Source organism: Chitinophaga horti (genome assembly GCF_022867795.2).
Classification (GTDB): domain Bacteria; phylum Bacteroidota; class Bacteroidia; order Chitinophagales; family Chitinophagaceae; genus Chitinophaga; species Chitinophaga horti.
In genome coordinates, this window is the sequence record NZ_CP107006.1 from 2,555,711 (window position 1) to 2,578,824 (window position 23,114).

The 23,114-nt window shown below is 48.1% G+C and carries 19 protein-coding genes; 4 read left to right on the top strand and 15 right to left on the bottom strand.

The window, feature by feature from the left end; translation table 11 throughout:
* Positions 1 to 125 precede the first annotated feature (125 nt).
* The 4 genes from MKQ68_RS10360 to MKQ68_RS10375 all read right to left on the bottom strand — a co-directional run bounded on the left by MKQ68_RS10360 (position 126) and on the right by MKQ68_RS10375 (position 3,419).
* Entirely contained in the window at positions 126 to 722 is a 597-nt protein-coding gene (locus MKQ68_RS10360; protein ID WP_244838960.1) for an RNA polymerase sigma-70 factor, read from the bottom strand.
* 59 nt (positions 723 to 781) lie between these two features.
* Complete coding sequence (locus MKQ68_RS10365; RefSeq protein WP_264283228.1) at positions 782 to 1,768, bottom strand: PDDEXK nuclease domain-containing protein; 987 nt, start codon at positions 1,766 to 1,768, stop codon at positions 782 to 784.
* A gap of 64 nt (positions 1,769 to 1,832) precedes the next feature.
* Positions 1,833 to 2,399, bottom strand: coding sequence for a hypothetical protein (locus MKQ68_RS10370; RefSeq protein ID WP_264283229.1), 567 nt, complete (start codon positions 2,397 to 2,399; stop codon positions 1,833 to 1,835).
* A 132-nt stretch (positions 2,400 to 2,531) separates the two neighbouring features.
* Complete coding sequence (locus tag MKQ68_RS10375; protein WP_264283230.1) at positions 2,532 to 3,419, bottom strand: DUF7003 family protein; 888 nt, start codon at positions 3,417 to 3,419, stop codon at positions 2,532 to 2,534.
* A gap of 193 nt (positions 3,420 to 3,612) precedes the next feature.
* On the opposite strand from MKQ68_RS10375, the gene MKQ68_RS10380 reads away from it, so the two are divergent.
* Positions 3,613 to 4,614 carry a helix-turn-helix domain-containing protein gene (locus MKQ68_RS10380; protein WP_264283231.1) on the top strand — a complete coding sequence of 334 codons (1,002 nt, stop codon included), beginning with the start codon at positions 3,613 to 3,615 and terminating at the stop codon, positions 4,612 to 4,614.
* An 18-nt stretch (positions 4,615 to 4,632) separates the two neighbouring features.
* Here MKQ68_RS10380 and MKQ68_RS10385 read toward each other — a convergent pair whose 3' ends face one another.
* Genes MKQ68_RS10385 through MKQ68_RS10395 form a run of 3 tightly spaced genes read right to left on the bottom strand, consistent with a single transcriptional unit; the run spans position 4,633 to position 6,339 of the window.
* Positions 4,633 to 5,169 (bottom strand): hypothetical protein, encoded by a 537-nt coding sequence (locus MKQ68_RS10385; RefSeq protein ID WP_264283232.1) that lies wholly within the window; start codon positions 5,167 to 5,169, stop codon positions 4,633 to 4,635.
* Positions 5,166 to 5,729 (bottom strand): hypothetical protein, encoded by a 564-nt coding sequence (locus MKQ68_RS10390; protein WP_264283233.1) that lies wholly within the window; start codon positions 5,727 to 5,729, stop codon positions 5,166 to 5,168. The genes MKQ68_RS10385 and MKQ68_RS10390 overlap by 4 nt, the downstream gene beginning before the upstream one ends.
* On the bottom strand, positions 5,686 to 6,339 hold the full coding sequence (locus MKQ68_RS10395; protein ID WP_264283234.1) for a hypothetical protein: 654 nt from the start codon (positions 6,337 to 6,339) through the stop codon (positions 5,686 to 5,688). The genes MKQ68_RS10390 and MKQ68_RS10395 overlap by 44 nt, the downstream gene beginning before the upstream one ends.
* A gap of 237 nt (positions 6,340 to 6,576) precedes the next feature.
* Here MKQ68_RS10395 and MKQ68_RS10400 point away from each other — a divergent pair, with 237 nt between their 5' ends.
* Positions 6,577 to 6,753, top strand: a complete 177-nt coding sequence (locus MKQ68_RS10400; RefSeq protein WP_244838942.1) for a DUF3606 domain-containing protein — start codon at positions 6,577 to 6,579, stop codon at positions 6,751 to 6,753.
* 126 nt (positions 6,754 to 6,879) lie between these two features.
* Here the strand turns inward: MKQ68_RS10400 and MKQ68_RS25890 are convergent, their stop codons facing one another.
* The gene (locus MKQ68_RS25890) at positions 6,880 to 7,116 is read right to left on the bottom strand and encodes a helix-turn-helix domain-containing protein (protein WP_432803736.1); all 237 of its coding nucleotides are present in this window, start codon (positions 7,114 to 7,116) and stop codon (positions 6,880 to 6,882) included.
* Positions 7,117 to 7,632: 516 nt separating this feature from the next.
* Here MKQ68_RS25890 and MKQ68_RS10405 point away from each other — a divergent pair.
* A complete protein-coding gene (locus tag MKQ68_RS10405) occupies positions 7,633 to 7,968 on the top strand; it encodes a helix-turn-helix domain-containing protein (RefSeq protein WP_264283235.1) in 336 nt (111 codons plus the stop codon).
* A gap of 48 nt (positions 7,969 to 8,016) precedes the next feature.
* Here MKQ68_RS10405 and MKQ68_RS10410 read toward each other — a convergent pair whose 3' ends face one another.
* The 7 genes from MKQ68_RS10410 to MKQ68_RS10440 all read right to left on the bottom strand — a co-directional run bounded on the left by MKQ68_RS10410 (position 8,017) and on the right by MKQ68_RS10440 (position 21,566).
* Positions 8,017 to 8,271 carry a hypothetical protein gene (locus MKQ68_RS10410; protein WP_264283236.1) on the bottom strand — a complete coding sequence of 85 codons (255 nt, stop codon included), beginning with the start codon at positions 8,269 to 8,271 and terminating at the stop codon, positions 8,017 to 8,019.
* Between the two features lie 7 nt (positions 8,272 to 8,278).
* A complete protein-coding gene (locus MKQ68_RS10415; protein WP_264283237.1) occupies positions 8,279 to 12,730 on the bottom strand; it encodes a DUF6443 domain-containing protein in 4,452 nt (1,483 codons plus the stop codon).
* 42 nt (positions 12,731 to 12,772) lie between these two features.
* A complete protein-coding gene (locus MKQ68_RS10420; RefSeq protein ID WP_264283238.1) occupies positions 12,773 to 16,354 on the bottom strand; it encodes a hypothetical protein in 3,582 nt (1,193 codons plus the stop codon).
* Positions 16,355 to 16,727: 373 nt separating this feature from the next.
* The gene (locus MKQ68_RS10425; RefSeq protein WP_264283239.1) at positions 16,728 to 17,687 is read right to left on the bottom strand and encodes a hypothetical protein; all 960 of its coding nucleotides are present in this window, start codon (positions 17,685 to 17,687) and stop codon (positions 16,728 to 16,730) included.
* Positions 17,688 to 17,690: 3 nt separating this feature from the next.
* On the bottom strand, positions 17,691 to 18,851 hold the full coding sequence (locus MKQ68_RS10430) for a hypothetical protein (RefSeq protein WP_264283240.1): 1,161 nt from the start codon (positions 18,849 to 18,851) through the stop codon (positions 17,691 to 17,693).
* Between the two features lie 15 nt (positions 18,852 to 18,866).
* Complete coding sequence (locus MKQ68_RS10435) at positions 18,867 to 20,069, bottom strand: hypothetical protein (protein WP_264283241.1); 1,203 nt, start codon at positions 20,067 to 20,069, stop codon at positions 18,867 to 18,869.
* Between the two features lie 1,020 nt (positions 20,070 to 21,089).
* A complete protein-coding gene (locus tag MKQ68_RS10440) occupies positions 21,090 to 21,566 on the bottom strand; it encodes a DUF1572 family protein (protein ID WP_244838910.1) in 477 nt (158 codons plus the stop codon).
* A 395-nt stretch (positions 21,567 to 21,961) separates the two neighbouring features.
* On the opposite strand from MKQ68_RS10440, the gene MKQ68_RS10445 reads away from it, so the two are divergent.
* Positions 21,962 to 23,104 (top strand): alpha/beta hydrolase family protein, encoded by a 1,143-nt coding sequence (locus MKQ68_RS10445; RefSeq protein ID WP_264283242.1) that lies wholly within the window; start codon positions 21,962 to 21,964, stop codon positions 23,102 to 23,104.
* Positions 23,105 to 23,114: the final 10 nt, after the last annotated feature.

Consider the following 23,114-nt stretch of genomic DNA (forward strand, 5'->3'; position numbering starts at 1 on the left):
CAGAGGGGCTGCATACTATAGGCACCTGGAAATACAGGAACCCTACCGGCGTGCCGGCATATTTTTTTTCCTCATATAATATTGCACTCCATGGGAGGAGACAGACGATAGAAAAAGGCTGAAAACTAGGGATGTAAGGCCCCCACCGCGCTGGATACCAATAACAGTTCGATGAGGTGAGGTTCAATGGCTGCACGGATAAGGCGCAGGGAAAGCGTCATTTGTTTTTCTACTGCTTTCACGGAGATCCCCAGCTGTTCGGCAATTTCCCGGTTAGAGAAATGTGCTTCCCGGCTGAGCAGGAACACCTCGCGTGCGCGGGCAGGCAGCGCATCGATGGCCTGCTGCACGAGCAATTTCAGATCGCTGAGCGCGATGAGTTCCTCCGTACTATTTCCTGCTTCTAATGGTTGCCTGGAGAGGTCTTCGAAGAAAGAGTCGCGTATTTTACCGGAACGGACCAGGTTTGCGACCTTAAACTTAACGGCAGTACGCAGATACGGTTGTAAGAGGGAGATGTCGAGACTTCTGCGTTTTTCCCATAACCATACGAAAATATCCTGCACGAGGTCGGAACAAGCCTGTTCGTCGCGAAGGATGTAGAAGGCAGCCCTGTACATCATGGGCGAATGCCTCCGGTAAAGCGTTTCGTATGCGTCAGGATCGCCGTTCTTCACCAGTTCCAACAACTGCTGATCACTGTATGCACTGAATGTAGCCAAGCGTTAGATTGTTCTGTACTGCGAAGCTAGAGAATTTAGGGGAGAATGCCTTATCCCCGTTACAAGATTTTTGCCTTACGGTACATTTCCGCCGCCCTGCCCAGCTGCTCTGTAAGCACCGCTTCGGAGGGCAGTACAAGGCTGTATTCGGAAGCGAACAACTGTTTGCTCTCTTCGAGCATGCTGTATTTGATCATACTGTGGTCTTTTTCCGAGCAAAGGATGATCCCTAATGTAGGCTTGTCGTCTGCCCTCCTTTTCATGGCTTCAAACATGCGCACATACATATCCATCTGCCCGATGTCCTGGTGCGTGAGTGCGGTGATTTTCAGGTCGAGCAGTACGAAACATTTCAGGATGAAGTGATAGAATACCAGGTCGATGAAAAACATCCTTGTATCCGTTTTAATGCGGTATTGACGGGCAACAAACGAGAAGCCAGTGCCCAGTTCGAGCAGGAAGGACTGGATATTGTTGATGATCGCAGCTTCTATATCGCTTTCGGAATAAATGGCCGGTTGTTCGAGGCCGAGAAATTCGAGGATGTAGGGATCGCGGACCACCTGATTAGCGGCAGCATGGTCTTTATCCAGGATCACACTGCCCGGGGATAATAAACGTTCGTAATGTTTGGTCGTAATATTTCTTTCCAGCAGCCGGGAACTCCACGCATTGTCAGCAGCAGCCAGCATGTACCAGTTCCTTGCGACAGGGTCTTCGACGCGGATGACGATACGGTAATGCGTCCAGCTTAATTCGGGACGCAGTGCGTCCCGAATTGGGAACGCCTGGTAAAACTGGCGTATACGGCGTAACTCCCGCTCTTCGAAACCTTTGCCAAATTCGCCGGTCAGATGAACGGCCAGTTCTGCGAGCAGTGCATCGCCGTAGCCCGCACGGTTGCTCCCGTGTTGTTCTTCTTCGAGGATGCGGTGGCCAATACTCCAATAGGCCTGCACCATGGCGAAGTTGATCGCGCGGTAAGTATGCCGGAGTGCGCCTTGTAGTATCTGCCTGATTTCTGAGATGAAAGTTTTCCTGATCATAGTTAAGTGTTTTACATAAAAAATCCGGGGCGTGGATACGCCCCGGTGGTTTCCGTTAGTAACGTTATGCCAGCACCACTTCGGTGGTGGTAATATTGCCCGGCATGTCGACCGCCGTTGCTACTACCCGGCAACCCGCCACATCTGTGTTCGGCAGCGTGGTGGTGTAAGTCCAGTCCTCCGCATCGGTACCGCCTGTTGCCGCACCACTTTCCAGCAGGTCGCCTGCCGGGCTGAAGATTTCGACGTTTACACCAGTTACCCGTACATCATCTGTGGCTTCGACCATGATGATGTCGCCGGCATTACCCGTGTACGTTTCTGTGAGTACGCCGGTAATTTTTGGGGCCTTGCAATAATCGGCTACCGCCGCATTGTACGCAGTAGCACCGGCTTTGGCTGCTGCCTGGTACAGTTTGCGCAGGTCGAGATCCCTGATCGCCTTTTTAGCGTATGCCGCAGCGCGTTTGAACATACTCATCACGCCTTGCTGGGCCTCGGTGGGGGGCACACTGCTCGCACCCTTGTTTTTGCAGATAAACAACTTACCCGCTTTGTTACGCAGGGTTACCTGGTTGGAAAACTTACCGCTTGCGCCGGTGGAAATCGCATTGAACTCTTTCTGAATCATAAAACATGGTTTAAAGGTGAAAAAATAATTGGGGATGCAAAGATGGGGTGGTGCAAGGCGTTTTCATGCGACACTTTCGGGCAGAAAAGGGACAGTTTCGGGCAAAATAAATCAGGGCATAAAAAAAGCACGCTAAGCGTGCCTGATGTCTATCGCAAATTCCAGTTGCCGAAATATATAATTTAAACCGGAAGATGGCCAGTTTCGCCAGTGTGTATTGGGTGGCAGCGAGGGTTTATATGCTTCCGGGTTGCCCGTTGCCAGTACTTCCGCAAACAGCCACCAGGCTTCGTCCAGTTCCGGAAAATTAGCAGGTAGTGGTACTGCCTGCCAGACAATCCGTTCCGTTTCTCCACGCAGGAGTGCTGCTTTCGCGTTCTCAAGGGCTATGTTCATTTCCTTTAAGGAAGTACCAACGGTGCCATAACATACATCCGGAGATTCATACCTGTTAACGAGCTTAAATTCGCGATGATCGCGGTGATGCCATTCGTCCAGCACCAATATTTTTTCCATATCAGCAGGTATCTGGCGGTGCAGCTCCTTATCGGTGGCATGAAACAAAGCACCGTACCTGTCAGATTGCAAACGTAGCGCCTCGTGCAGGAGAATATACTCCGGATCCAGCAGCTGTATGCCTGCTTTAAAGTAGGCATCCCTATCAAGGATGATTGGTATACGCCAGCGACGCACCTTTAGGAAACGTTCATCGCCCGTTACCATTTCATAGATTGCTACCTCATCGTAATCCTCATCGTCTACGGGGGACACCCTATAATAATTAGGCATTCCGGGTTTAAGACAATTGCCGAAACATTTCAGTTCCAGTACCAGATTATAAACTACATGATCGAATATCAGCTTTTCGAATATCACGGCCCACTGATCACGGTCGTTGCGAAACAGGTTTACCCTTGCGCTGATCAAAAAAACATCCGGGCTATTGAACTGTGGCCAGAAGTTTTGTTCATTGCTTTTCATTTCTTTTAGCGTTTCAAATATTTGGTTTACTGTAAGCATAAAACAGATTTTTGGTGTATTGTAAAGATGACGAAACCTATGTATGCTCCGCAGGACACTTTCGGGCATAAAGGATACATTTTCGGGCAAAGAAATTTTTTGGCTGATTCATGACCGATGATTAACTTCGGACTCATCAACAAAGTCTGACCTAACCGTATAAGCAGTTATCCCATTTTAAAAATAACTGCCCATGATTTTTGAGTTCCCCATTGCCGTGCACCCCGATGTACGTGAATATTCCAGGAGTTGCCCACATGGCTTTTCCAGCATGATCGATCATGCCCCGATTTCCGAAAGCGTATGCGCTGCCGGACGCCTGTTGCAACAAACTGAAAACGCTATTTATACAGCGCTCAGCCAACACCGGTTCGAGCTCGGCTTGTCATCTCCTTTAGTGGTAAGGTGCCCTGCCCCTGTTATCGTGCTATTCTACATCGTTAGAGGAGAGGCACAGGTATCGCAGGAGCAGCTGGGTAGTTTGCTTATGAAGGAGGGCACCTATTGCCTCTACTTCGTACCGAAGGGCGAGCACCAGTTGCAGGTAGAGGCCAGCCATTTTACCGCCGTAAAGGTGGAGGTAGATCTGAAGATGGTCGAAGTACTGGCCAGGCATCAACCCTATTTCCGAAAGCTATTGATGCACGCGAATCGTACACCCGATAGCGGATGGAGGCTTCCTGCCTTCGAAACGCCCCCCGGGGCGCGGCAACTGTTGACTGATATTGCCCAATGTATAAAAGAGAAAGATAAGCGGGCCATGTTTATGCATGAATGTGTGGCCAGGCTGCTGGCGGCGTCGCTGTATGACATCAGGCGTACACAGGCTAACAAACGTCAACGATATAATTATACAGAACACGAAATTGCTGCCGTAAAAATGATAGAATCTATACTTGCTGACGACAAACATCGAAACATCCCCTTGTCTAAACTGATTAAAAAATTCGGCATCGGGGCCAACAAAGCCAGGGAGCTGTTCTTTTTGCAATTTGGCCGGGATATGCGCACCCACAGAACGGAAAAGATAGCTAAGGAAATATGCGAGCGCTTACTGAATACAGACCATTCGGTGGAGCAAATTGCTATCGATATGGAGTTTAAGGAACCCTCGATTATGAGAAGGCTCTTTAAAAAGAAATGGGGTTATACACCGTCGGCTTACCGGAGAATTTTTGGCCGGCGCAACCAATAGCGCCGGCTCAAACAGCTGTTACACTACAAATTCCCTGACGGTGATGTTGCCGGGCATATCGGCGGCTGTCACTTCTATGCGTCCGCCTCTGGCCCCGGGGTTCCTTTCCGTGGCCGTATATACCCATATCGGGCTCTCTCCTTCTATGATGGCCGGTCCACCTTCAATTAATTCGCCCTTTGCGTTATAGATACAAACACTCACCGCGGTTACCATCGTATCATCTTCCACCAGCATGCCAATCCGATCGCCCACCTCTCCCCTGTACCGCTTCAGCCTGGCCTTGCGAATGACGGGTACGTTGAAGAAATCGGAGATCGCGCGGGCATAAGGGCTACGCCGCCCCCGGCACAGCGAACTATAAATGGACTTGAAATTGAAGTTGGCGATCACATTTTTCGCATACGCCACCGCCTTCGCCAAGGTGCGTGTTACCTTGCCCTTGTAATCGATTACCGGGAGCACACATTCGAGCGGCAGTTCGCATACCAGCATTTTGCCTTCCCGGCCGCGGTATACACATTTGGTGCTGTGGTTACGTAGAGGGTTATTCATATCAGTCCGATTTTAAAAGTGGCCAATGTATAGTTATGCGTCATGTCGGCCGCCAGCACTTCTACGCGGGAGCCCAGGAATGCCGTGTTGCGACGTTTAGTCGTGTAGATGAAAAAACGGGAATCGTCCTGCAGCAGCGCCTCCCCTTTTTCGACCAGCTTGTCCTTGGCATTGTAGATACTTACCTGGACGAACCGCACGATAAAATCGTCCTGTACATCGAGCAACAGGTGCTCACCCGGCACACCGGTGTAGTCGCCATCTACGCTTAATACATCAGGCGGTACATTGTAGTCGGATACAATGCGGTCGTACGTATTGGAACCAGGGCGCACCGCCAGGTCGTACAACGCCTTCAGCTCCTTTAATTCCGGCCTGAATACCTGTTTAGCGTAAGCGGCAGCTGTGAGATAGCGCCTGTTGAGCCAGCGTTTGCCTTTTCTTTCGATCACTTCCTGCCCACGTTGGCTGAAGTCGAGTACCTGTAAGCCACATTCGGGATTGCGGTACAATACCCTACCAGACACCACGTGGCTGGAGATGAAACTTGAAACAGTCATTGTCATAAGATATGTTTTTGAGGTGAAGAATTTCGTTGGAATCATGGGGGGCCGCATAGTCAACGAATTCGCCTTCCAGCGCCAGTTCCTGCACTGTTTCGTTGCCGGGAAGATCATTCGCCGTCACCACCAGGCGGCAGCCTCTTAAATCGCGCCTTTCTGGGTTGTAGCACCAGGATTTTTCATCGTCCTGCGTGGCCACACCGGTTTCTATCAGCTTGCCATTGGAGTTGTATATGCTGACTTTCACCGCTGCTACTTTCACATTATCCGTTGCCGTGATGATGATACCGGCATCATTCAGCTCAATGTCGTGGATCACCGGCGCCTGCAGGAAGTCCGCTATCGCCAGGTTGTGCACATTGAGGGCACCACGGCGTTTTGCTTTATACATTTCGTTTAGAATAACCGATTTACGCACCTTCGCGGACCATTGTGCGCCATTGCGGAAATTTGCTTTCGTACGCTCCTGCGCATCCGTACCACGGCCGGGACGTTTACGCGGCGCCTTGGCGATAATAAGCGCGCCGTAACGTACGTAAAGCACCACCTGCCGGCCGAACTGGCCGCGGGCACCGGTGGATATGGCGTTGTAAGAATGCTGGATCATGGTTTTTTCTTTTTTGCAAATATGCGGCAGCCGAAGCCGGATGCAAGAGACACTTTCGGGCAGAAAAGAGACAGTTTCGGGTAAGGTTTCTAATCGGATGGTTGCGTGACGGTTGGGTGTGGGTTGCGTGTTGGTTTTATTTGGTGGATTTGTAGCCGTTTGCTACATTCGTCCTCTCCATTTTAGCTCGCAACCCGACATTGTTACGATCAACCTCACCTTTTCAATCTTTTATTTATGGCAGATAATCTCAAGAACACTGGTAAACAGGATGATATTCGTATTAATGTAAACCAGTCATGGGAACTACGCGACTGGTGTCAGAAATTGGGCGTAACGCCCGAGCAGCTGAAAGATGCGGTGAGGGCGGTTGGGCCGGTGGTAAAGGATGTGAGGGCGTATCTTAAGCGATAGAAATTTTTTTTCTTTAGGGGAAATGATGACTGGGTTGTCTTGCCTGGTTTGAATTGCATGGAATCTATATCCTGGCGGGTATAGATTTATTTAGGTTGTTAGGGCCGGGTAGTCTTGCCTGGCTGATTATTTTTTGAAGTCAATGTTTACGAGGTCGGCCACTTTGACTTCCAGGGCAACCGCTAGTCTATACAGTGTCGTGAACGTTGGGTTTATCTGCCCGCTTTCAATTTTACTAATGATGCCTTGATCGATACCCGTGCGATCGGCAATTACCCTTTGTGTTACTTTCCTGAGCTTTCGGTGAGATCGGATACTCTCTCCCAAGGGTATCAAAATAAGCAAGTCATCCTCCTGAATCATTTAGTTGAATTTGATAGATAAATGAATATAATTTTATGGTAAATAAATCATAATTAGTTAGAAATTCAGTATATTCGTTTATACAAATAACATATTACTATGCCGACATTTGTTAACCACGAAGCCAATTATGAAAACCAGACAGCGAATATCATGGACTCCTTGACTCGTATCAAACTCCTGAAGATGCCAAACGCAAACTTTGGGAATTGTTGATCGCAGCTATGGGCAGTAGGCATGCGGATATGTGGAGCGGGGACGAACGGGCTGACATGCTTTTTTTCGTTGAACAATGTAATAATGTGTTTGATGCTGTTTATGTCTTTAAACGGCAATGTGAGGGGTGAAATTAGTGAAATTAAAGTGAATGGTGAATTTGGATAAGGAAATCGCTTGTTGGTAACAAAAGTAATGGATTGGTTTTAAATTACCAATACCTATTTGTTTTGCATAGCATCAATAAGTAACTTAAATTTGTTAACCCCTGCATTTACAGGGCATTTAAAGCACTTTTTTATGACTTTTGGCGAACGGATTGCCCTGCAACGTAAGCAGCTTAAACTATCTCAGGACGACCTGGCTAAAAAGGTCGGCACTTCCGCCCCCATCATCGGCAGGTACGAGCGCGGTGAGATTAAACCATCTATTGAGATAGCAAAAAAAATTGCTGACGAACTGGAGGTAACAATAGATTACCTGATGGGAGGAGCAGCTAACATGGTGCTGGATAAAAAGCTGCTTAAAAGAATGGAGGATATTGAGGCCCTACCGCCGGATGAGAAGGAGAAGATTTATTACTTCATTGACATGGCCATCACTTATAACAAAACTAAAAAAGCATATTCCAGATAAAAGCAAAAACCGCGCAGACTGGGCGGTTTTTGCTTTATTATATGCTATCTACATAAAGTTTACTTGCTGACCCTGGTAAAAGGCTGAAAATTTATGCGTCTCTGCCCAGATAACAATACTCGGAGAGCCATCAACATCAAACTTATACTCGACATTTACCCAGTCACTACCTACCCCTGCGTCTTTCTCATAGGGTAAAATCCTTAAGATCTCTCCAGGTGGTAAAGCAAAGATATCTCCTACAGGCTCAAAAACAACGAGAATATTCCTATTAAAGCCATTGGTTATTTTTAATCCTTCCATTCTTTTGCTAATTAAATAAAGTTAAAATTTCGCTCAATTGCTGATAACGTATATAAGCACTAGGATTATTGGAGCTATACTGGGCCACCTGATAATATGCCTTCGCTAAAGCCTCTAAAGCACTTTTTGTTATACCCGCATCTTTTAATGATTGCACCGTAAAATCAGCAGCAGTTTTAGTGTTAACACCACTACCCCAACCAAAAAATTTTCCCGCAGCTGCATTTGTCATATTTAACGCCTTAATGCTTGCATTAACATTTGCCGCGGCAATCATTGTGGAATTACTTGTACCTGCAGTCCAAACTACAGTTCCGGTTAACGCTCTGGTCACACCAGCGGCTCCCATACCTTGTAACCCCCCGCCGGCCACAGTTGTTACAACAGGGGCAAAGTAATTATTAATAAACTTAAATGACCGCTCCTGGCTTCTAACCCCATCTTGAAAAGCATTCCAACTTCCTTTATAGTAATTATACCCTCTTGCTTTCAAAACCATTTCGGCAGGAAAACCGCCTATTAAGCCCGGACTAACTGTTACTCCAGATAAAGTCACTGCACCCTGAGTTATTGTTCCATCGGAGTTATAATGATTGATATACCCACTCGATTCATCAATTCCGTATCCTTCTTGCCCTAAGTACGTTCCACTAATACCCTGATCTGTTAAATCTTTCTGACTATTGACTGTAGGACTAAAAACTGTAGCTCCAGTAGAATCTCCATACCAACCTTCGGAAAGGCCTAAATTATCAATAAAGCTAATTGGATTATTATAGCCATATCTAAACGGCGTAAGACTTTCTGCAAACTCAGCTAACGGGTCAATCACGTGCCACCTCCCAATTTGTGGGTCCATCATCCTTGCCCCGTAATCATACCATCCTAATCCCCCGGTCGAAAATTCTTTGCTTTGCAACTCTTTCCCATTATACAAATACCTATTCTCCAACGGCCCAAGCGCCTTAGTCGATATCCCACTCATCGTCAACCCAAACGGATAATAATGCGTTTCCTCCAACACCGGACCACTGGCCATCATTACCACCACGTCATCGAAATAAACGTCCTGCGGGGCTTCGTTACTGGCGTAAACATACAAAAATCCACTTTCCTTTATCACCATTTTATCGTGTGCCAGCACCTGCACTTCGTCGGGTGTTTCCTTTACTTGTTTGGTACCACTATTCTCTTCCACGAGCTTGAACTGATCGTTGAACAGCACATAATTCAGGTAGGCTTTGGGCCGGGTTAGTGACTTTCGGGATTCAGCATCTTTATCTTTCAGTCGCTGGTATTGACCATCGTAAAACTGGCCGCTGAAAGGTGATCTTCCCTCCGCTCCTGTTCCGCCGGCGTGTTCGCCCGTGCTTCCCGGAGCGCCGGCAAAGGCACTTAACAATGCGGCGGCCATGTCGCGGCCTGTTACTTGTTTACCGGGATCTTTCGGCGCCATTGATTTATAAAAAGCCCTGGCACCCAGTGATATGGTGTCGCCAGGCATTACTTTCAACACGAGCGATGGCCCGATACGGCGTGCGGGATCTTTGCCATTCAGCCTGGATACGAACGTGCTCTTTTGCTCGCCGTAGCCTACCGGGGCAGCGTTTCGTGTGGCATCGATATTGGAGAATAATGCATTCTCTAACGGGGCCGCGGCGGTTTCCATAGTGGCCAGGTAAAGTCCCTGGGTGGTGGCTTCCGTCAGCACCTGCCGGACGCTGCCCAGGTGATCTTTCACAAAATAATCGTAGATAAAAGAACGGGTACCGCCGGTGTAATCTGCGCGGATGCGGCCTTCCTCATGGGACACCAGGCGAAGGGTATCGTTCTCGTATACCATACCGGAAATATAATCGGTGCGATGGTGACGCACTACACCGCCGGTACTATCCAGTACCAATTTTGCATGCTTAACGCCTGCCGCGTCGTATACGTATTTTATCACACCTTTTCCGTCCATTGCCACCTTGTCCGGAAGGTTCAGATGGTTATAGAGGATGTCCGAGATTCCCTTATTACCATCCCCGATCATGTTGCCGCTGCTGTCGTAAGCATAATCATTCAAACCACCGGTTATGAGCTCTTTGAAATCACCCAAGGTGGACGTAGCGTTATTGAATGCATCTTTCACACCGGCCAGCTTATTGCCGCCGCCGATATAGGTATATCTGAGGTCGTCTATCTGCGAACTGGCTCCGCCGCTATACCCCCACTGCTGCATCCGGAGGATGTTGCCATTGGCGTCGTAGGCGGAGTCGTGGTGAAGACCATCACCCATTTTTATGTCGTAGTTGATATTGGCAGACTTATTCCAGGCACCGCCGGTCAGCTGATTAAATTCGGCGCTCATCAAACGGTTGCTGCGATCATAGGTGAAGCCATAGGCACGGCGTTCTCCCCCTGCTCCTCTCCATTTTGTACCTGTGATATTACCATTGTACTGCACTGCTTCAAAACCGTAATTGTAATTTAATTCCTGGCCAAAAAAGTGAGTGCCGCTGCCATTCGCGTAATCTTTATTGATGCCCGTCAACCATCCACGGATGTTGTAATGGTAATCCAGCGACTCCAGAAAGCTCCCGGATGACTTCTTAAAGGTCTTTTTATTAAGCTGACCTGCATTGTCGTACTCATTAGCGGCTATCTCTACAAGGGGACCAGTGTTTAATTTTTTGCGCATGCTGGCTACGCGGCCGGCATGATCGTAAGCATACATCGTAAGCAGGGTATCCCTGGTGGCCACGGCACTGCGCGGGTTATGATGAAAAAGTTGCGAGCGTAATGGCCGGTTGCTAAAATCGTATAATGTCGTGAGCACCTCGGTACCACTGGCGGCATTGTCTGCCAACACTTGTTTAATGCGGCCCTTGCTGTCATAATAGCTAGTTGTTACAAGCCATTGGTTACTTCCGTCCAGCAGCTTCACTTTAGTCCCGGTGATTATTCCCTTCACAGCCAGAGCAGTCGGCTGTACGTCGGGATTGTCAGCAGCATCGGCCGACAACGTTACGGCCTGCGAGGCTTTGGCACCCGCGTAGGCATAGTTGTCATAATAGGTATAGGTCAGTGGCTCTAACTGGGCCGACGGCAGTACTGGTGCCAATGACGCCACTATGGTTTCTGTGGTGGCGATGGCGTTAGGGTCCAGTAAAGTTTCTGTCTCCGCCCCGATGCCAGTATCAAAGCCATCACCGAAAACGATCTCCGTGCCGGCCTGGTAAACCGCCCGGCCATCGTGCGCGTCTACGGCCAGGGAAGAGGGTACTTTCACCTGCGAAGTGATGGTTTGCGAGCCCGTCGCGCTATTCATAACAAGTTGTAATGCGGCTGCCGTTTGGGAGGAGGTATAAAGCGCGGTCATCACCGAACGGTTTTGTTCGTCGTAGAAAGTAACCAGCCACTTGCCGGCGAACTTTAGGTTACCGTCCTGGGTAAACACCAGGCGATCACGTATATCATACACCAGGTAAACGGGATCTGCCCCGGGAACTTGCTTCAGGCGCATGCGGTTTCTGGCGTCATACTCATAGCGAAAACATAATTGTTTACGGAATACCGGGTCGGCCAGGCTCCAGCTGTTCGCTTTCACCATATCTGCAACCGCCTTAGGCGGGATCACAAAGCGCAAACGGTTCAGCTGGTCATACACATAATACGTGCTTAGCCAGCCTGTGTGATTATCGGCAGGCGTTGCATCTATCTGTACCTTCTTCAAAATGATCAGGCCCGACTTATCCTGGAACTCCACTACCTTGTTTCCCGCTTCATCGGTCGTTATGTGTTTAAATAAGCTGCCGGTTGCGTATGCCGAGGTGCTAGACGGATAACTGTCGTCTGCCAGGGCTATGTCCCAGCTACGTACATCGTCTGCCGCTGTGTTAACGAGGTATTGCTGTCCAACACCGCGATTACTGCCGGCCCAGCTGTTACCCGCTGCCATTTGCTTCAGGGGGCGATTAAGCGGCGAAGGTTCAAACTGTGTTTCGCTAAAAAAGACAGACTCGCCGGGGTACTGTAACTGCGCAAAAGAATCAACGCCCGCGAAAGGGTTCATTCTAAAAGCGCCGTTCCCTCCTGACGCGGCATAGGGAAGGTATTTGTACTCTTCACGGCCGTATGGGTCATATACCACTGGCGCTACAAGGTCTTTCTTACCAGGTGCCCCACCCTTAACAACGGTTTGCAACGGACGCCCCAGGCCATCGAGGTACTGGGTAGATTGTTTTACATCGGCCACATCTGTCGCGGCTATAACGCTCGCGGATACAGTGTAAGGCTTTGATGGTTCAAACGTCCGCACATAATTCACGCGGATCCCGGCAGGGTAAGCCGAAGGCGTGGCTGGCAGTTGACCGGCCGAACGTGTAGGAGCAGGGACTGTTTGTACCACTGGCTTTTGTGCCTTTACTGATGCGCAGCACAGCAGCACGACAAACAATATATTGATGAATTTCATAGCTTTTGCTTAGAGGGTTTACAACTGGTGATTATCGCACGTTTACTGTGCTGGTACACGGTATTGATATTCCATCAGTTTGAGGATATTGCCATGCTGATCTTTGATTAACTTTAGCCTGCCATGTTCATCATACTCATAGTAGATGATACGATGATTGGTATCAGAAACACTCGATATACCTGACATAGGCCGGTAGGTATAAGTACTCATCTGCGCATTGACCGGGCAAATCCTCACCTCGTCAATAATACCCGACCCACTCAATGTTGAAGACGTCACCCCTGTAACCTCGTGTTCGAAACAAGTCCAGGTGACGCCCCCAATCGTTACCGCCGCCCATTGCCGCGGCGAACCTGCTAATGAACCGGTTACATTATAAGCACCGTTACGGCTCCAATAGCTGACCTGGTATTTTTTACCCGTGGACAGCCCGGTTTTCGTTAAACTGAAGGCGCCGGAATAATACCGGTCTCCCGTAATGCCTGGCGTGGCCACAATCCCGCCTGTATTTACACCAGACCAGCCATTTCCCTGCTCCGTTTCGAAGCTGGTGTAAGCAATGTCGGCGGAGTCTGCATTGTTGGCTTCCGCTATCGGGTAGATACTTTTGTAATCCCAGATATAGGAGGTTACGATATCGTTTGTTTTCTGGATAGATACTACGTTGCCGAACCTGTCGTACTTCAGCATTTTTGCGCGGCTTTCATCGGGATTGGAAAGCGTACGGGCAAACATTTCAGAAGGATATATCCTGCCGCCAAACCAGCCGAAGTGGTTGCTGACACTGCTGAGCGGAGTGCCACTAAGCAGTTCCTCCGTTTTAACTACTGTGTTCAGCCTGTTGGCGTTTGTAAGCGCTGTTAACATACCCTGTTGTGCTACCGGCCATCCTGTGAGTGTAGCAGCGTCTGACGGATACCATATTTTCAGTTCCTTCGGCGCTCCTTTGCTGGTAGTAACGGTCTCTTTGTTACGCAAAAGCGTTACGGGATCGTACGTATAATTTTTAGCTACTATGATACTATCACCCAGGCCATCGTAGGTTGTTTCTTTTTCCTGCATAAGCCTGCGACCGCCGGTTTGTATCACGTAACTGATGTCATCCACCACATCGCGAATGTAGTTACCCTGGCAGTTATCGTACTCACTGTTGTTAACGGTTGATGTGTATTTCAGATAGGCGCTACCTGCCCGTAATGTATCTTTGTTGAAGTTGCCATTTATATACTCTACCTTCTTTATGAGCTGGTAAGTAGATGGACTGAGAGATTTATAGAAACTAACGCTTTGCAGGCCATTACGGCTCCATTCATCACGGTCCTTCACCTGTATGGGCGAGTTGGGTTTACGGCTACCGCCCGTTTGTACGTTGTACTTATAAACCGTTTTGCCCGGGCTTTGGCCAGGCTTACCGGTGTATTCCGTTACCTCGGGATAGTTGACCGCCGCACCTCCTGCGAACAACATACTGGAGAAGGGGTTAGACGTGATGGTCGTTACCTTTTGGACCACATTATCTATATCATACTGATTAGTACTATTAACCGTTTGCTGGTACACGAAATCCGACCGCTCGGGCAAAAACCGGATCAACCCATAACCACATTCATCTACGCCATAACGGTATGACTTCACTATTGAATCACGGTTCAGCGCGTCTTTGTAAGTGATTTGTTTGATCCGGACATTGCCGCCCTCTACGATCGTGGTATCCCAATACTGGAAACGATTTTTTTCATACAGAAAGTTGGCGCTGCCGCCGGTAGGTAAAGTAAGCGTCTTCAATAAAGGCACCCCAAAACTCGTAGGCTGACTACCCGGATTATATTTCTGGAAGGCCCTGGAACCCAGCTGAAGAATATTGGTCTCAACAGAATAAGGTGCATCCGGATGATACTGCCAGTGATAATTCTGTATTGGGTAATCCATTTGCGGGACCATGTCCGGCCGCTTGTACGAAGAAGCGAATCCGAAGAAATCAGATACAAAGTTGGCGGCCAGGTTGTGCGTACCGCCCGGGGTATAATCCATCTTGTATACTTCCTGCGGAGTGCCACTCTTATCACGTATCTGAACGGAGTCTAACAGAAAGCGGTTATCAGCGAACGTTGGGTCGACAGAGGGCTGATAGGTGTGGCCGGGCATTTGCGTACGAAACAAACGGGCACTTTTGATTATCTCATACTGATTATTCGCATTTTTGGTATACAATGTAATGGTAGATACCTTTGACGCGTCGTACGTAAGCGACACCTTTCCACCCCGGAACAAAATATCGGTAAGCTGGTGCTCGTCTACTTTACTTAGCTGGATCAGCCCTTCATCGACGTAATCTGAACCCACGTCTTCGGCGGTGGTGTTACCGGAAAGGCAAAGGTAAACAGACACATCCTTTGCTGTGGTAATTGTTGTACAATGGAACACCCCCCCAAGTGAGGAGCAAATCGTTTGATCATCCCACTGCGTATCGGTATACCAACCACAGCTCATTGGCATTGTACTGCCGCCGTAACAGGCCGATAGTGGCGTCGCCAGCGTGTACAACCCGGTAGGATTATACTCATAAGGCGGGAGATCATAAATATCGAACCAATTCACACTGCTGCTGTTCCAGGATGCGGCTCCTCCATAGGTACGCATGGCTGCCCAACCCGCCATTCCACTCATCGGAAAACAGCCGGACGTAAAACGAAACTCTGATTTATGAATCTTGGGTTGCATGTCGAAACGGTTCGGGTACTCCGTTATTCGCCACTGGTAATTATAGTACGGGATCTGCCGGCGGTTAGCGGTGCCTCCATATACAAACTGCACCGTGTCGGTTTTGTCATAGGAGATAATCTCCGTCAGCTTCCAGGCGGTCATCTTATACTTCTCGCTGGCATTGTAATTCTCGTCTTCCGTTACCTCTACCACATTCGTTGTGCCGGTCGAATAACGACCAAACTTATACAGCGTACCATCGTCATCAATGATCTCAAAAGCATTATCGTTAGGCCGCGATATTTTCACTGCCTCATAGGGATTCGGTGCAAAGCCACCGCCCCGCTTGTGCATAAAGCCACCGCTTTTACTAAGCAGGTTATAATAAAAATCATCGGGTTCTTCATCATACGCCCCTTTTGCCAGCAACGAAAGGTAGTAACAGTCGTTATGGATACCAAAATTCGAATTGGTTGCATTATAGCCAGTCCCAAGGTTATCGGACCGGCCATTTACCGAGCGACTGATCCCCAAGTTAGGCATGAGCGTCCAGCCAAAGCCAATAGGTCCATTCAGCTCACTCCCCTTCAGCCTGCCGATATGATAAGAAAGCGAAAAAGGGATTTTCCCCATTTTCGTGTTCACCTCGAACAGGGGAATATCTATCTGCGGCGCACCTGTCACAAAATCGATAGGATACTGCTGGTAGGTGGCGATGGCAGTAGCCGTAGGCGAGGCGGGTACAAACTTGCCGAAATTCTGCTTGAATATTTCGGTCTGGCCGAAAGCCTCTCCCGCTAAGCAACACACGCTTAACAACAACCAGGCAAAAGGGATAATTTTTTTCGCATAGTGAGTAGTGTCTTTAAATCCATTCAATATTTGGTTATCACTTTCTGGCGGCTTGCTGTAAGCCATTGAATTGTGGTAAGCCCCGTCGGCTTTGACTCCGGCCAGACGGCATCGTGGAATGTTACGGGGTAAAACTTATCGTAATCGCCGCTCACATTGAAGCTGCCGGATACCTGCGCCTTCGCCGGCAAATAGGTAAATAGGGTGATAAGCGCTATACATAATAGCACAACAAATTGCTTGTTCATATAAGGGATTAAATAAAATCAGGTAAATGGGCCGAAACAAAGTACATCATCGTTACGGCATCGGGAATTCATTTCATACTAAAAGGGATTACATCATATCACTAACAAAGATCGTTTTCGGGCATCACAGGTTAACATCTCGATCTTTATACAATTTTAGGAAAAAAAGCAGAGAAAGTCAAACACTTTCCCTACTTTTTTATGCAGCGCATTGCCGCATTTAAACTATCTACTACCGCAGCCTGCTCATTCAACTTTAACGTCAGCGATTCTATCTTTTTATGTTGATCGATCAGGTAAAGTGTTAGCTCTTCCACCTTCTGCAGCAACATTTTGTCCATTTCTCCCACATCCAACCCGTCTTCTTGAACTTCATTCCCGGAGGGAATATCCGGTAGATGCTGATGTGTTTTAATAAACGCCTCCACTTCAGGGATTGAACGCAATTTATACCCGGCGGCAAACACATAATCTGCCCAGGTGGCCTGGTCTACCTTAATCTTACGCGCTCCAATTGACCCCTCGACGGCAAGCCGGTGCCCGTTCAGCGATATCGTACCAATACCCAGGTTGCCGCCGAGATAGTTTAATCCGGGCCCGGTGTAAAACGCGGTGTACTGGCTATAAAGTCCGTTTTGATTAATATGCGGGTCTACTGAGGCCTTCGTATTCAGACTAAAGCTACCAGCCACGAATGGCAGGGCGTTTTGTATCCCATCATACACCACAGGATCGATATATACATTTGCGCGGTATTGATAGGTGGTATTTCCTCGCAACCAGACTACTATACGCTGCGACGCATTATCTGCGGTCACGTCCTGCCAGCCTGCAATCAAAGGGATGCCTGTAGAACCGCTGTTATGCGCTTGCGTGACATTGATGAACTGCGACCCATTTCCACCACTCGTGACATGGAAACTAAAACTGGCGATGACGCTGCCATGCCAACTGGCATCCTGGTGGGTAGACGAACGTCCCAAGATCATCTCGGATGGGATATTCATTGACCAGGCGGCATCGAGAAAACTGACAGGGTAAAATGTATTGGCGTTTCCATTCACGTGAAAGGAGCCAGTGGCCTGCCCCATCGTGCGGGCGCAGGCGAAGAGACAGATAACAAGAACAAATAGACGCATACTGTAAAACATAAGCTAAATTTTTGAAGATTTTAGTTCCTTCACCGCATCGAGTAGTGCGTCGATTTGCGCCTGTTGCCGTTGACTATTTTTATGCTGTTCCATGATGTCCAAGCTCAGCTCTTCCACCTTCTGCACTAACCTCTTGTTCATTTCGCCAACGTCAACGCCTTCAGTTGCTGTTTCGGAAGGTGTATCAACTTCTCTCCGCAATCCGTCTATCTGCTTTTGCTGTTCAATCATGTAAAGCGTTAACTCTTCAATCTTCTGTAAAAGTTTCCTGTTCATTTCGCCAAGATCGATACCGTCCGTCGCCACTTCACTTGCCGCCGGAATATCGGGTAAGCGCTTATGTTGTTTTATAAAAAATTCTAACTCGGGAATGGACCTGAGTTGATAACCGTCCTCAAAAACATAATCTGCCCAGCCATCTTGCGTTACGCGAACCTTTTTTGCGCCAATAGTCCCTTTCACTGACAATTCATGCTGGGGTTTAGACGTTCCAATTCCCACCTTCCCATCCCAGGTAATGCGCATCTTTTCAGTGAGTGACGCTATATCTCCCCCTGACGAAGTGCTAAAAGCAACGTCCATCGCCCGTATAAGCGCATTGTTAGGGGCGTAATTATTAATACGTTCTGCCCGGATGCGTGCACCCACTTGGTCAACATACATATCTCTCCAGCCATAGAAATCAATATTATAGCCGCCGCAAGCTGCGCCAAGTGGAACGTTTATGTTGCCGACATCATGCAGTTTACCGATCTTAATAGCAGTAGGCTGGCTCAGGAACGAGCCCACATGAAGGCTGGCCTGTGGATTACCCTCCGTAATGCCCATAAAACCATTGGAACGGTTGATCGTTAAGCGCTCCGCCAGGTAATTTCCATCGTCAGCATAAGCAAACATCGAAAAATTGCTACCGCTTCCTCCGCCCCCTTCCTCCGTACGTGTGCCCAGGCCCCACCTGTAAACGCCGGGCGTTTGCATCATCAATAAATGAACGTTACCGTGATTACTGGCCGCTTGTACCGTGCGGAAGTGATTCGCAGTCCCATAACCTCCAATGTTGAAATGAGCCCCGCCCTGGACGGTGTTAGGTTCGTTATCAATGTATTGTCCCATGATGGTAAGCGAAACCAGTGAACACGCAGTGAATGTGATAATATATTTCATAAAGAATGCGAAGATTTATTGTTTGGATGACTTCAACTTGTCAACGGCTTCTTTCAACGCATCGATCTGAGCCTGCTGTTGCTGACTATTTTTGTGTTGGCCGATGATATAAAGCGTTAACTCCTCCACCTTTTGCAAGAGTTTCCTGTTCATTTCGCCGAGGTCGAGCCCTTCCTCCGTCACTTCTGCAGCGGAGGGCATGTCGGGTAAGTGCTGGTGTGCCGATATATATTGCTCCACCTCCTGTATAGATGGGAGCCTGTAGTGCTTCGCAAAAACATAGTCTGGCCAGGGGTTTACAGAAGTAACCCTGACCTTCCGGGCGCTGATGGTTCCCTCCACCGCTAACTTACTTGTACCTGTATTTACCGTGCCAATCCCTACGCTCCCATCACTGTTGATCCGCATACGCTCTGTCATTTTGTGTGTACCTACATTATCCACTGCATTTGTATAGAACTTAATATTGGTATCCCAACTGCCCCCTCGGCTAAAACCAATAGCCGACGCACCACCACCAATAGCTGAATAGCCAACCGCCAGTTCACTTGCAATATCCGCTCCCTGCATCCAGATGCCTCGTACATCTTCAAAGCTGCCGGCGTACCCCGTTTTTTTTAAAGGCATGTAAATCGCCCCGGTGAAAATATCACTTCCCACATTCAAACCCAGTGGATCAGCTGACTGAAAGGGCTGAACATCCGAGACCATCTCGTTCGTTGCCAAAGACAGCACAGCATTTTCGGCATACCCGGTGAATGAAAAATAATAGAGGCTGGATGTATTGGCTATTTCCAGCGCCAGGTACCGCTCACCATTCATGAGTAAAGTCACTAAGGACGTACCCTCGCTGTAATAAATCAAGTTACCACGGGTGTAATCATAAGCACTACTCGTATTTACCTCCACCGTCCATTTCCTGTTCCAACCCGTCAAACCGCCCCGGGAAGCAATAATTTTGCCTGAGACTGCATGATCTAACATTAATAGCGTACCGGTGTATACCTTATGCAATACCAGGTAATTGATTCCCTGAGAATCTTCGGAACTGCCGGGAATGATTTTATTTACAAGGTAATTCCGGCTATTGCCAACTACATGCAACTGCGCTTTTGGATCGTTTGTTCCCACACCAACTGGTCCGGTCGGAGGAAAAACGTTTTGTGCTATGCCTGGCAAGGCCCAAAACAGCACGAGGATAAACAGGGAATGTTTCATATTGATCTGTTGCTTTATAAATGATTTGTTTTTTCTTTTCCAGCGCTTCCAGGCGCTTGTTAAGTTCCACGATATACAAGGTGAGCTCTTCAATTTTTTGCAGCAGCTTTTTATCCATTTCCCCCACATCAATGCCATCCTGCTTCACTTGTTCCCCGGTTGGAATATCCGGGAGATGGCCATGATGTTTTATAAATCTCTCCAGTTCGGGAATAGACCTAAGCCGATAATCCTTTTCGAAGACAAAATCGGCCCACGATGGCACCGAGGTAACCTTCAATTTCCTGGCTCCAACTGTTCCTTCCACGGCCAGCTTGTAATTACCGGTCTCGATCGTTCCTATTCCAACATTCCCATTTGGCCTAAACACCATCCAGGGCGATCCAAACGGCGATTCGGAGGTGGTATTGCCACCGATAAATCCATACTCCATATCACCACCATTACCCAGAACGCCCATCGCCAATAACTTTTTATTGCCACCGTAAGACAAGCTAAATTCCCTCACCCAGTTGGATGGAAAATTAACGTCGATATTGATTCCATAAGGATAAGGGCCAGGATTCTGGAGCCTGATATTACCACCATACACGTGTAGTCGTTCGGTTGGTGATGCGGTGCCAATGCCCACAGGACCACTGGTAGGGAAGGTATTTTGAGCGGAGACCGACAGCTTGCCTAAAAGCAGCAGCGTCAGCATAAGTTTGCATTTTCTAATCATAGGGAACGAGTGTATATGGGAATGAGTGATAGTGAATCAGTCAGCGACAAGGCTTATGATACAACAGGGGACAACCGCACTTTGTACAGTGATTATTTTCATGGTAAAGGGTATGTATTAAGGTCTATATGGATAAATCTGGTCAGGCTAACGGTATATGGGTAACAATTATTCCGACACCACAATTTTACTAATATTTTGGGGAATACAAAATAGCGCCTATGAAATTCTTGAAAAAGTGTCCCCCATAGGTTCGAACCCAATGAGCGTACATTGCAGTTCCATTCATTGCTATGACTTTACTTTGCACGCCGCGAAAGAAGCTTCTTTAACAGTACTATCTGCCCCAGGTGATAAAAGCTATGTTCGATCATGACATTGATATTCTGTTCATAATCCCCATATTTCTCATCCACAAACACCTGTTTCAGCCTTTCTTCCGGCATCTGTTCGATCAGGTTGGCAAATTCCGCGGCGTCATTCCAAAAGGTAGCTAAAAACGTGTCCCATTGTAGCTGTGATTGAACCGGAGGGAAATCGAAACTGTCTTTATCCCTGATATTGAGTGTTCCTCCTTTAAAAACCTCCTTCACACCTCTTATATAGTAATGAATATGTTGGGATAAGATAGCGATGGAGTTTAAGGTATCCACGCGGGACACGGCCAACTCCCAGCTTGTACCAGCTAGCTGGTCTTTATAGTTTGTGTTGGCGATCAGGGTTCCGTTCAGGATCACCTCTTTGAAACGTTTTGATATTTGATAAGATCCATTCATATCCTGTTAATTTAGGTTTTATATCGCGAGCCTCGGGTCCTGAGATGTGGTTACTACAACGGTTCAAAGTATATCTTTTCTTTCTAAATACAGATTGAATAATTTATCAAGCTCAAAAATAAATGTTATGCGTGAAATTATGGAACATCAAGATCCCGCTTAACATCGCCTCCTGTCTCTATAAACCATCGCGAGCAGACATCGGCCCAATTTTAATAATTATTTTAAGAATACAAAATAGCGCCGCTGAAATTTACCGCATAGTCAGATCCATCGGTGGACGTACATTGCTCCCTGCCAGCAGCCTCACCAGAGGTTTATCAAAGATAAAGGGGTGACTAACCTAAAATGCTTATCTTTAAGCCACTGTTACGAACGTATTAACCTCAATCTCTATGCGCATTCCCGTTTTCCTCATGCTGCTCGTGTGCTGTTTTAGCTGCACCCGTATTAACAAACTATACGTCAAATACGGCGAAGCCCGCCAGACTTTACAGTCTTACCAGGATAGTGTCATCCGCATCTACATGGACAGAAAAGGTCTCATTTACCCGAACATCCCTTTAAGTGACCAGCTGATCCGCACCAACGACAGTCGCCTCGAGCTGCTATATGCAAACGACGAAAATATCCTGCAACAGGCAGCAACGGCAGCCGGTGTGCCGGGACAGGAAGACAAATGGATCATCCAGGACGCATTGGCCAAGCAGATTGCCAGGGAGATAAGGGGTGCAGCCCAGGGTAAAACGCTGGTGTATCTTATACATGGATTTAACAAACACCCGCTTCGTCCCGACAAGAGCAGCGCCTATGCAGAAAACAAAGAAATGCGGGCGAAGATGATGGAGGTGTATCCTGACCGACGCTTCCAGTTTGTAGAGATCTACTGGGACGGTTGCACCTGGGCCAATGGCTGGGCGCCGCTCGCTGCCTTTAACTCCATGAAAATCTGGGATAATGCGCAACCTGCGTCTAATAATGTGGGGGTGGAATTAAGGCGCATACTCAATGCAACGGGCGTAGCGCAGAATTATGTGATCACACACAGTCTGGGCGCGAGCGTAGCCACCTGCGCGTTGTTCAATGCGGAAAAGTTTGCGGAGGGCGACTTTATGACGGGCATCCGCAGCCGGTACAACGACACAATGAATTACCGTACGCCAACAGGCCAGTACCGCCTGGGAATCATTGCCCCGGCCATACCGGGAGAAAACACGTTCGGCGAATTTTTCGACCGCACGCCGAAAGGCTCAGACACGACGAATGTAAAAGTAATTGTCGGGTTTAATCAATACGACCCGGTATTGCGGAAATATGTCAACCTGTCTGCCTATGCCGGTGCTACAACGCTTGGCTGCCGGCCTTCGGAGCTTGCACAGGTGAAGCGGCAGGTGAACAGTGCCTCGGCTACTTACCTGTACGACGTGGATTTCAGTCTTACTGCCAAGGATAAGAAGCAGGCGGTACATGCTTTCTCTGCATATGTGAAGAATGAGAAAGCGATGAATAGCTTTCTGGAGCAATTGTTTCACCTTTAATACCCCATCT

Excerpts from the sequence above, each read along its gene's own strand:
- MKQ68_RS10365 (WP_264283228.1), bottom strand. The coding sequence starts at position 1,768 with ATGATCAGGAAAACTTTCATCTCAGAAATCAGGCAGATACTACAAGGC.
- MKQ68_RS10370 (WP_264283229.1), bottom strand. The coding sequence starts at position 2,399 with ATGATTCAGAAAGAGTTCAATGCGATTTCCACCGGCGCAAGCGGTAAG.
- MKQ68_RS10375 (WP_264283230.1), bottom strand. The coding sequence starts at position 3,419 with ATGCTTACAGTAAACCAAATATTTGAAACGCTAAAAGAAATGAAAAGC.
- MKQ68_RS10420 (WP_264283238.1), bottom strand. The coding sequence starts at position 16,354 with ATGGCTTACAGCAAGCCGCCAGAAAGTGATAACCAAATATTGAATGGA.
- MKQ68_RS25890 (WP_432803736.1), bottom strand. The coding sequence starts at position 7,116 with ATGATTCAGGAGGATGACTTGCTTATTTTGATACCCTTGGGAGAGAGT.
- MKQ68_RS10405 (WP_264283235.1), top strand. The coding sequence starts at position 7,633 with ATGACTTTTGGCGAACGGATTGCCCTGCAACGTAAGCAGCTTAAACTA.
- MKQ68_RS10380 (WP_264283231.1), top strand. The coding sequence starts at position 3,613 with ATGATTTTTGAGTTCCCCATTGCCGTGCACCCCGATGTACGTGAATAT.
- MKQ68_RS10425 (WP_264283239.1), bottom strand. The coding sequence starts at position 17,687 with ATGTTTTACAGTATGCGTCTATTTGTTCTTGTTATCTGTCTCTTCGCC.
- MKQ68_RS10430 (WP_264283240.1), bottom strand. The coding sequence starts at position 18,851 with ATGAAATATATTATCACATTCACTGCGTGTTCACTGGTTTCGCTTACC.
- MKQ68_RS10390 (WP_264283233.1), bottom strand. The coding sequence starts at position 5,729 with ATGACTGTTTCAAGTTTCATCTCCAGCCACGTGGTGTCTGGTAGGGTA.
- MKQ68_RS10385 (WP_264283232.1), bottom strand. The coding sequence starts at position 5,169 with ATGAATAACCCTCTACGTAACCACAGCACCAAATGTGTATACCGCGGC.
- MKQ68_RS10440 (WP_244838910.1), bottom strand. The coding sequence starts at position 21,566 with ATGAATGGATCTTATCAAATATCAAAACGTTTCAAAGAGGTGATCCTG.
- MKQ68_RS10415 (WP_264283237.1), bottom strand. The coding sequence starts at position 12,730 with ATGAAATTCATCAATATATTGTTTGTCGTGCTGCTGTGCTGCGCATCA.
- MKQ68_RS10400 (WP_244838942.1), top strand. The coding sequence starts at position 6,577 with ATGGCAGATAATCTCAAGAACACTGGTAAACAGGATGATATTCGTATT.
- MKQ68_RS10445 (WP_264283242.1), top strand. The coding sequence starts at position 21,962 with ATGCGCATTCCCGTTTTCCTCATGCTGCTCGTGTGCTGTTTTAGCTGC.
- MKQ68_RS10395 (WP_264283234.1), bottom strand. The coding sequence starts at position 6,339 with ATGATCCAGCATTCTTACAACGCCATATCCACCGGTGCCCGCGGCCAG.
- MKQ68_RS10410 (WP_264283236.1), bottom strand. The coding sequence starts at position 8,271 with ATGGAAGGATTAAAAATAACCAATGGCTTTAATAGGAATATTCTCGTT.
- MKQ68_RS10435 (WP_264283241.1), bottom strand. The coding sequence starts at position 20,069 with ATGAAACATTCCCTGTTTATCCTCGTGCTGTTTTGGGCCTTGCCAGGC.